8 protein-coding genes and 1 tRNA gene are annotated in these 8,877 nt (G+C 66.7%); 6 read left to right on the forward strand and 3 right to left on the reverse strand.

The genetic code is table 11. From position 1 onward, the window contains the following. Window positions 1-169: 169 nt before the first annotated feature. On the reverse strand, window positions 170-493 hold the full coding sequence (gene fdxA, locus ACZ6YI_RS03035) for a ferredoxin FdxA (protein ID WP_440326013.1): 324 nt from the start codon (window positions 491-493) through the stop codon (window positions 170-172). 28 nt (window positions 494-521) lie between these two features. Then, window positions 522-597 (reverse strand) — tRNA-Glu (locus ACZ6YI_RS03040). 184 nt (window positions 598-781) lie between these two features. Between ACZ6YI_RS03040 and pcnB the strand changes: the two genes are divergently transcribed. From pcnB to pgi, 6 genes are all read left to right on the forward strand, one after another. Continuing rightward, window positions 782-2,149, forward strand: coding sequence for a polynucleotide adenylyltransferase PcnB (gene pcnB, locus ACZ6YI_RS03045; RefSeq protein ID WP_465777380.1), 1,368 nt, complete (start codon window positions 782-784; stop codon window positions 2,147-2,149). Further along, window positions 2,146-2,631, forward strand: a complete 486-nt coding sequence (gene folK / locus ACZ6YI_RS03050) for a 2-amino-4-hydroxy-6-hydroxymethyldihydropteridine diphosphokinase (RefSeq protein ID WP_465777381.1) — start codon at window positions 2,146-2,148, stop codon at window positions 2,629-2,631. Before pcnB ends, folK begins: the two co-directional genes overlap by 4 nt. Window positions 2,632-2,700: 69 nt before the next feature. Next, window positions 2,701-3,528, forward strand: a complete 828-nt coding sequence (gene panB / locus ACZ6YI_RS03055) for a 3-methyl-2-oxobutanoate hydroxymethyltransferase (RefSeq protein WP_440326007.1) — start codon at window positions 2,701-2,703, stop codon at window positions 3,526-3,528. A 10-nt stretch (window positions 3,529-3,538) separates the two neighbouring features. Further along, entirely contained in the window at window positions 3,539-4,384 is an 846-nt protein-coding gene (panC, locus tag ACZ6YI_RS03060; RefSeq protein WP_465777382.1) for a pantoate--beta-alanine ligase, read from the forward strand. A 141-nt stretch (window positions 4,385-4,525) separates the two neighbouring features. Next, complete coding sequence (gene panD / locus ACZ6YI_RS03065; protein ID WP_465777383.1) at window positions 4,526-4,906, forward strand: aspartate 1-decarboxylase; 381 nt, start codon at window positions 4,526-4,528, stop codon at window positions 4,904-4,906. Between the two features lie 129 nt (window positions 4,907-5,035). Next, window positions 5,036-6,670, forward strand: a complete 1,635-nt coding sequence (gene pgi / locus ACZ6YI_RS03070) for a glucose-6-phosphate isomerase (protein WP_465777384.1) — start codon at window positions 5,036-5,038, stop codon at window positions 6,668-6,670. A 116-nt stretch (window positions 6,671-6,786) separates the two neighbouring features. Here pgi and parE read toward each other — a convergent pair whose 3' ends face one another. After that, the gene (gene parE, locus ACZ6YI_RS03075) at window positions 6,787-8,679 is read right to left on the reverse strand and encodes a DNA topoisomerase IV subunit B (protein ID WP_465777385.1); all 1,893 of its coding nucleotides are present in this window, start codon (window positions 8,677-8,679) and stop codon (window positions 6,787-6,789) included. Between the last annotated feature and the right edge of the window lie 198 nt (window positions 8,680-8,877).

Here is an 8,877-nt window from a genome sequence, read left to right on the forward strand (position 1 = left end):
GCCCGCGCCCCCCCGATTGGGGGCCCCCCCCCCCCCCCCCCGGGGGGCCCCCCCCCCCCCCCCCCCCCCCCCCCCCCCCGCTCCCACAAGGGATTCCACAGGGTGGACGAAGAGGGGGAGGTGGATATCGAGGCAATAAAAAAGGCCCCTCGGGGCCTTCTTCAACCGCTCAGCGCTGGAGCAGCTCGATCTTGTTGGGCTTGTTTTCCCAGTCCTTGGCGTCCGGCATGCCATCCTTGCGCTCGGTGATCACCGGCCAGTCCTTCGACAGGTCGGCGTTCAGTGCCACGAACTGCTCCTGCCCGGCGGGGACATCGTCCTCGGGGTAGATGGCATTGATCGGGCATTCCGGCTCACAGAGGGTGCAGTCGATGCACTCGTCCGGATTGATCACCAGGAAGTTCGGGCCTTCATGGAAGGCATCGACCGGGCAAACCTCGACGCAGTCCGTATATTTGCACTTGATGCAGTTGTCGGTGACGACAAAGGTCATGCGAACGGTTCGGCGCCGGAGAGGAAAGTGGCGCTCCCTACGAGGTTCGAACTCGTGTTCCAGCCTTGAGAGGGCCGTGTCCTAGACCACTAGACGAAGGGAGCGGGGTCGTACGAGACGTACGAAGCGCGCTAGTATATCCAAATTCCGGCCGCTGGCAACGCCTTGGGCGCCCGCTCGTCGGATTGGGTCGAATTCGTTACATTTGGCCCGTTCATCCCGACACCGGGCGCCGGTGGGGGCAGCCACTTGACCGGGCGCTGGTGCGCCCGCCAGGACATCAACCGCTTGAATTCCGAATCGAGGAGCGATGTTCCGCCCGGTGTGAGAATCATCCCGCGCGAACAGCACTCCATCTCTCGCAAGAACATCAGCAAAGCCGCCCTGCGCGTGCTTTACCGACTGCATGACGCCGGGTTCGCCGCGTACCTGGTGGGCGGCGCCGTGCGCGACCTGCTCCTGGGCGGCCACCCCAAGGACTTCGACGTGGCGACCAATGCCACGCCGGAAGAGGTCAAGGGGCTGTTCCGCAACTGCCGCCTCATCGGCCGCCGGTTCCGCCTGGCCCATGTCGTCTTCGGCCCCGAGATCATCGAGGTGGCCACCTTCCGCGGCACCGGTGAGGAAGGCGGCGAAGGCGAGGGCGACCGCCACATCGTGGATGGCCGCATCGTTCGCGACAACATCTGGGGCACGATCGAGGAAGACGCGGTGCGCCGCGATTTCCGGGTCAACGCCCTGTATTACGACATTGCCGATTTCAGCGTGCGCGACTATGTCGGCGGCATGCAGGATCTCGAAGACCGCACCATGCGGCTCATCGGCGACCCCGAGCAGCGTTACCGCGAAGACCCGGTGCGCATGCTCCGTGCGGCGCGCCTTGCCGCCAAGCTGGGCTTCACCATCGATCCGACGGCGTCGGCGCCGTTCAAGAAGCTCGGCCACCTGCTGACCGAAGCGTCGCCGGCCCGGCTGTTCGACGAATCGCTGAAGCTGTTCCTCGCCGGCCATGGCCTGAAGAGCTTCAAGATGCTCGAGGCCTGCGGCCTGCTCGAGTTCCTGTTCCCGGCGACCGCCCGCGCGCTCGAGCGCGGCGACCACGCGCTGCGCGCGCTGGTGGAGCAAGGCCTCGCCAACACCGATGCGCGCATCGCCGAGGGCAAGTCGGTGACCCCGGCGTTCCTCTACGCCGTTTTGCTGTGGGGCGAAGTGCGTGACCAGGCGCATGGCTGGATGGCACAGGGCTTCGAGATGAACGAAGCATGGCAACGCGCCGCGGTCCACGTGGTGGGCGAGCAGTGCCAGCGCGTCGCGATCCCACGCCGCTTCACCTTCACGATGGAAGAGATCTGGGCGCTGCAGCCGCGCTTCGAGCAGATCCATCGCAAGCGTGTGTTCCGTCTCATGTCGCATCCGCGCTTCCGCGCGGCCTTCGATTTCCTCCTGTTGCGCGCCCATGAATCCACGGGCATACGCGAGCTGGGCGAATGGTGGGCGCATGCGCAGCAGCTGCCTCCGGAAATGCTGGCGGCGGCGCTGGGCGGCGGTGGCGTACCGGTCCACGATGGCTCCACCGTGGCCGCTACGGCCCCGGCGCGCAAACGCCGCCGGCGGCGCAAGCCCACCCGGGGCAAGGGCGATACGAGCGGGGCGTGAGCGTCATCGCGTTCATTGGCCTGGGTGGCAACCTGGGTGACGTCCGTTCGCGCCTCGAGGCAGCGATCGGCGTCCTCGCGGTCACGCCGGGCATCAGCGTGACCGCGCGCTCGCGCTTCTACCGCACCCCGCCCTGGGGCAACGTGGACCAGCCGGATTTCGTCAATGCCGCGATCGCGGTCGAGACGTCGCTCGGTGCCCATGCCTTGCTCGACGCGCTGCTCTCCACTGAGCGCGCGTTCGGCAGGGTTCGCGATGGCGAGCGCTGGGGCCCGCGCACGCTCGACCTGGACCTGCTGGCTTACGGCACCGCGACCATCGACGATGACCGGCTGGCGGTGCCGCACCCACGGATCGCCGAGCGGGCTTTCGTCCTCCTGCCGCTGGCCGATATCGCGCCGGACGCCGTGTTACCCGGCCAGGGCAGGGTGGCCGACCTGCTGGCCGTGGTCGACGCGGCTGAATGCTTCCCCCTGGCCTGATCCCGGTTCCTTGAGCCCCGGGCGATTCAGGCGGACAATTCGAATTTCACCCAACGAGGCGACAAGAGCGTGTACGTCGAAAATACGAGTGCGCCGGCGCGTAAGCCGGTGACCGTGCCGGGCCTGAAGGCGATGAAAGCCGAAGGCCGGAAGATCGTGATGCTCACCGCCTACGACGCGAGTTTTGCCGCGCAACTGGAACTCGCCGGGATCGATGTCGCCCTGGTCGGCGACTCGCTCGGCATGGTGGTGCAGGGCAGGCCGAGTACGCTGCCGGTCACGGTCGATGACATGGTCTATCACACCGCCGCCGTGGCCCGCGGGCTAAGGGCAACGCTGCTCGTGGCCGACCTGCCTTTCATGAGCGACCGCGATGTTCCCGCGGCGATGGAAGCGGCGACGCGGCTGGTGGCCCAGGGTGGCGCCGCCATGGTCAAGATCGAAGGCGCGGGGCGCATCTGCGAGGTCATCGCGGCGCTCGCCGAGCGCGATATCCCCGTGTGCAGCCACCTCGGCCTTACCCCGCAGTCGGTGAACAAGTTCGGCGGGTACAAGGTGCAGGGCAAGACCGACGATGCGGCCGACAAGCTGTTCGCGGACGCGAAGGCCGTGGAAGCGGCCGGCGCCGACCTGCTCGTGCTGGAGTGCGTGCCCTCGGCCCTGGCCGAGCGGATCACGAAGGCGCTTTCGATCCCGGTCATCGGCATCGGCGCGGGCGTCGGCTGCGATGGCCAGGTCCTGGTCGTATACGACATGCTCGGCCTTACCCCGGGCAAGCGGCCGAAGTTCTCCAAGGATTTCCTCGACGGTCGTGGTTCCATTCCCGCAGCGATCCGCGCTTATGCGGATGACGTAAGGGCAGGGGCGTTCCCCGGTCCGGAACACAGCTTCAGCTAAAGAGCCCGCCATGCAGACCGTTACCGATGCCGCCGCCCTCCGCGCCACCATTCGTGGCTGGCGTACCTCTGGCCAGACCGTGGGCTTCGTCCCGACCATGGGCAACCTCCACGAAGGCCACCATTCCCTGCTGAAGCTGGCCCGCGCCCGCGCCGATCGCGTCGTCGCCTCGGTGTTCGTGAACCCGACCCAGTTCGGCCCCGGCGAGGATTTCGAGCGCTACCCGCGCACCCTGGCCCAGGACCAGGTGGGGCTGGCCGAGGCGGGCTGCGACGTGCTGTTCGCGCCGGAAGTGGCGACCATGTACCCGTTCGGGCCGGAGGGCAGCGTCAGCATCCACGTGCCCGGCGTGACCGAAACCCTCGAGGGGGCCCACCGCCCCGGCCATTTCGATGGCGTGGCCACCGTGGTTTCCAAGCTGTTCCACCTGGTCCAGCCGGATTTCGCCGTCTTCGGCCAGAAGGATTTCCAGCAGCTCAAGGTCATCGAGCGGATGGTCCGCGACCTCTCGCTGCCGGTGAAGATCATGGCCGGCCCGACCCTGCGCGATGAGGATGGCCTGGCCAAGAGTTCGCGCAACCAGTACCTGAGCCCGGCCGAGCGCCAGCGCGCCCCGCAGATCTACGCCACGCTAACCCAGATGCGTGACCTGTTCCGCCAGGGGCACAACTGGCAGGCGCTGGAAACGGCCGCGCGGGCCCGCCTGGAGCGAGCCGGGTTCACCCCGGATTACGTCGCGATCCGCCGTGCCGAGGACCTGGCCGAGCCGGCCGCCGACGAGCGCGAGGGCCTGGTGGCCCTGGTGGCTGCCCGGCTGGGTGCCACCCGCCTGATCGACAACCTGCCGTTCGACTGAAAGCCTTCACGCACGGGCACTTGCGTTTCCGACCCCGCTCCCCCATAAAGCGCCTCGACACCGAGGAAGCCCATTCACGACGGTACGGGCTACCTCCGTTAGAATGGGCGTTTTTGTAACCGACAGACCCCAGAGACCGCCATGCACCTCAACATGCTCAAGTGCAAGATCCACCGTGCCACGGTGACTCACGCCGAGCTGAACTACGAAGGTTCGATCGCCATTGATGGCAACCTGCTCGACGCCGCCGGTATGCGCGACTACGAGCAGATCCACGCCTGGAACATCAGCAACGGCGAACGCTTCGTCACGTACGCGCTGCGTGCGGAAGAGGGCTCGGGCATCATCTCCGTGAACGGTAGCGCCGCGCGCCGCGTTTCGACGGGCGACCTGGTGATCATCGCCGCGTTCGCCAGCCTCTCCGAAGCCGAACTGGCCAACTACAAGCCGGACCTGGTCTACGTGGATGCGGACAACCGCATCACGCACACGAACCATTCGATCCCGAAGCAGGCCGCCTGATCGTGTAGGACCACGCTGTGGGAGCGCGCTGTGGGAGCGCGCCCCCACAAGAGTACGGTCCATACAATCCACTTACGTTGCAGTGCGGTAATATCGGGGCTTCCCTCCGTCGCAGCCAAAGTGGAAGCCATGGATTCAAACCACGTCCCCGTGCCGTCGTTCGATGAGCACAAGAGCCGCCTCGCCGGCACCTCCCTCCGCACGCTCGTCAACGACGCCTCCCGTGGCGATCGCTTCCGCAAGCGCATGGGCCCCATCCTTCTCGACATCACCCGCCAGAAGCTGGACACGGCGGCGCTGGATGCCGTGGGTGCCTACATCGAAAGCACCGGCTGGCAGGCCGCGCGCGATGCGATGTTCGAAGGCAAGCACATCAACACCTCCGAAGACCGCGCCGTGCTGCATACCGCGTTGCGTGGTGGTGCGTCGCGTCACCCGGCTGCCCCCGCCGATGTCCGCAAGGAAGTCGCCGAGGCACTCGACCAGATGGAGAAGCTGGTCAACGCCGTGCACAAGGGCGAGGGTGAGTCGGTCGGCCTGATCGGCCGCGTGACCGACGTCGTGAACATCGGCATCGGCGGTTCCGACCTCGGCCCGCGCCTTGCCGTGCACGCGCTCGAGCAGTTCCACGTCGATGGCATCCGCAGCCACTTCCTCACCAATGTCGATGGCCAGGCGGCCAACGACCTGATGAAGAAGCTGGATCCGAGCCATACGCTGGTGATCCTGGTATCGAAGAGCTTCAACACGCAGGAGACGCTGCTCAACGGTGGCGTGTTCCGCGACTGGATCCTCAAGGCCAACAAGGGCGACACAGCGAAGACGGCGAAGCACTTCATCGCGGTGAGCTCGAACGTCGAGGCCGTGAACAAGTGGGGCGCCGCGCAGGTGCTGCCGATGTGGGATTACGTAGGTGGCCGCTTCTCGCTGTGGTCGGCCGTCGGCGCGTCCATCGCCTTCGCGATCGGCATGAACGGCTTCCGCGACCTGCTCGCGGGTGCCGCTGAGGCGGACGACCATTTCCGCACCGCGGAGTGGAAGGACAACCTGCCGGTGCTGCTGGCCGCGGCTGAGCTGTGGAACCGCAACATCCTTGGCACCACCAGCCGCGCGGTGATCCCGTACGTGGATTACCTGGCCGACCTGCCTTCGTACCTGCAGCAGCTCGAGATGGAATCGCTGGGCAAGCACGTGCACCCGACCACCGGCAAGCACGTCACCGGCTCGACGGTTCCGGTGGTCTGGGGCAGCATCGGTACCAATGCGCAGCACGCCTATTTCCAGGCGCTGCACCAGGGCACCGACATCGTGCCGCTGGAGTTCATCGGCCTGGTGAAGCCGGCTCACCCGCTGCGTGAGAACCAGGATGTGCTGACGGCCAACCTGCTCGCGCAGGCCGCCGCGCTGTCGCTTGGCAAGACGTTCGAGGAAGCGCTCGCGGAAGCGAAGACGGGCACCGAGGACGAACGCCGCGCCCTGGCCGCGCAGCGCACGTTCGAGGGCAACCGCCCGAGCAGCGTGTTCATGCTCGACTCGCTCACCCCGCATTCGCTGGGTGCGCTGATCGCGCTGTACGAACACAAGGTGTTCATGCTCGGCCACCTGTGGGGCATCAACGCGTTCGACCAGTGGGGCGTGGAGCTGGGCAAGGTCATCGCCAAGCAGATCTACCCCTCGCTCGCGAACGACAAGGATGCGGGCGATATCAGCCAGTTCGACGCGGCGACGCGTGGGCTGATCGAGGCGATCCGCGACCGCCGCTAAAAGCCGTTGTGGGAGCGCGCTTGCGCGCGATGGGCTTGCGGCAAGCACCCATCGCGCGCAAGCGCGCTCCCACAACGAGCACAAAAAAGCCCGGCATTGCCGGGCTTTTTTGTCGATCAGACCTCGAGGGTGGCGAGGTCGCCCTTTTCCTCGAGCCACTGCTTGCGATCGCTGGCGCGCTTCTTCGCCAGCAGCATGTCCATAAGCTTCTGCGTGCCATCCTCCGCTTCCACGGTGAGCTGCACGAGGCGGCGTGTATCGGGGTGGATGGTGGATTCGCGCAGCTGCGCCGGGTTCATCTCGCCCAGGCCCTTGAAGCGGGTGACCGAGACGGCGCCCTTCATCTTTTCGCGCTCGACCTTTTCCAGCATGAGGCGCTTTTCTTCCTCATCCAGGCAGTAGAACACCTGCTTGCCCACGTCGACGCGGAACAGTGGCGGCATGGCCACGAACACGTGGCCCTCGCGCACCAGCGTGGGGAAGTGGCGCAGGAACAGCGCGGAGAGCAGCGTCGCGATGTGCAGGCCATCGGAATCCGCATCGGCCAGGATCACCACCTTGCCGTAGCGCAGGCCGGAGAGGTCATCCTTGCCGGGGTCGCAGCCGATGGCGACGGCCAGGTCATGCACTTCCTGCGAGGCGAGCACCGCGGTGGATTCGACCTCCCAGGTGTTCAGGATCTTGCCGCGCAGCGGCATGATCGCCTGGAAGTCCTTGTCGCGCGCCTGCTTGGCCGAGCCGCCCGCCGAATCGCCTTCCACGAGGAAGATCTCGGTGCGGGTCAGGTCGGTGGAGGCACAGTCGGCGAGCTTGCCGGGCAGGGCGGGGCCCGAGGTGATCTTCTTGCGGACGACCTGCTTGGCGGCCTTCAGTCGCGCACTCGCGCGCTCGATGGCAAGCTGCGCGATCTTTTCGCCAAGATCCACGTGCTGGTTGAGCCACAGGCTGAAGGCATCGTGCACGACGCCTTCGACGACGCCCGCCGCGTTACGCGACGAGAGGCGCTCCTTGGTCTGGCCGGCGAACTGCGCGTCCTGCAGCTTGATGCTGAGCACGAACGCGAGGCGCTCCCACACGTCTTCCGGCGCGAGCTTCACGCCGCGCGGAAGCAGATTTCGCAGGTCGCAGAACTCACGGATGGCGTTGGTCAGGCCGGAGCGCAGGCCGTTCACGTGCGTGCCGCCCTGCGCGGTGGGGATGAGGTTCACATAGCTTTCCTGCACCAGCTCGCCTTCCGGCAGCCAGCACAGGGCGACATCGACCGTATCGGTCTCGCGAGCGAAGTGCTTCACGAACAGGTCGGCCGGCAGGGCTTCGGCGCCCTGCAGCTCGGCGCGCAGGTAATCCTGCAGGCCGTCCTCGAAATACCATTCGGTGGTTTCACCGGCGGCGGATTCATCGTGCAGGCGCACGGTCAGGCCGGCGCAGAGCACGGCCTTCGCGCGCAGCAGGTGCTTCAGCTTGGAGACGAGGATGCGCGGGGAATCGAAATACTTCGGATCCGGCCAGAAGCGCAGGGTGGTGCCGGTCTTCTTCTTCGGCACGGTGCCGATGACTTCGAGCTCGCTGGCGCGGTCGCCGTTCGCGAAGCTCATGCGGAATTCCTGGCCCTCGCGGCGGATGGTGACATCCACGCGGGTGGAAAGCGCATTCACCACCGAGACGCCCACGCCGTGCAGGCCGCCCGAGAACGCGTAGTTCTTGTTCGAGAACTTACCGCCCGCGTGCAGGCGGGTCAGGATCAGCTCGACACCCGGGACCTTTTCGTCGGGGTGGATATCCACGGGCATGCCACGGCCGTCATCGCTGACCTCGACCGAGCCGTCGTTGAACACGGTGACGTCGATGGTCTTCGCATGGCCGGCGAGCGCCTCGTCGACGGAGTTATCGATGACTTCCTGCGCCAGGTGGTTCGGGCGCGACGTATCGGTGTACATGCCGGGGCGGCGCTTGACAGGGTCAAGACCGCTGAGGACTTCGATGTCTGAGGCGTTGTAGCGAGTATTCATCAGGCGGGGAGTCGTTTCGTTAGCCGGGCAGGATGGGTGAGCGTAGCGGGCCGGTCAAGCCTGCCCCACGGGTGTATCACCCTGTGAGACACGCTGTTGTGGGAGCGGGGGTGGGGGGGGGGGGGGGGGGGCCGCCCCCCCACCCGCCCCCCCCCCCCCCCCCCCCCGGGGGGGGTGGGGGGGGGGCGGGGCGGCGGG

This window comes from Luteibacter sp. NPDC104163, from assembly GCF_055584245.1.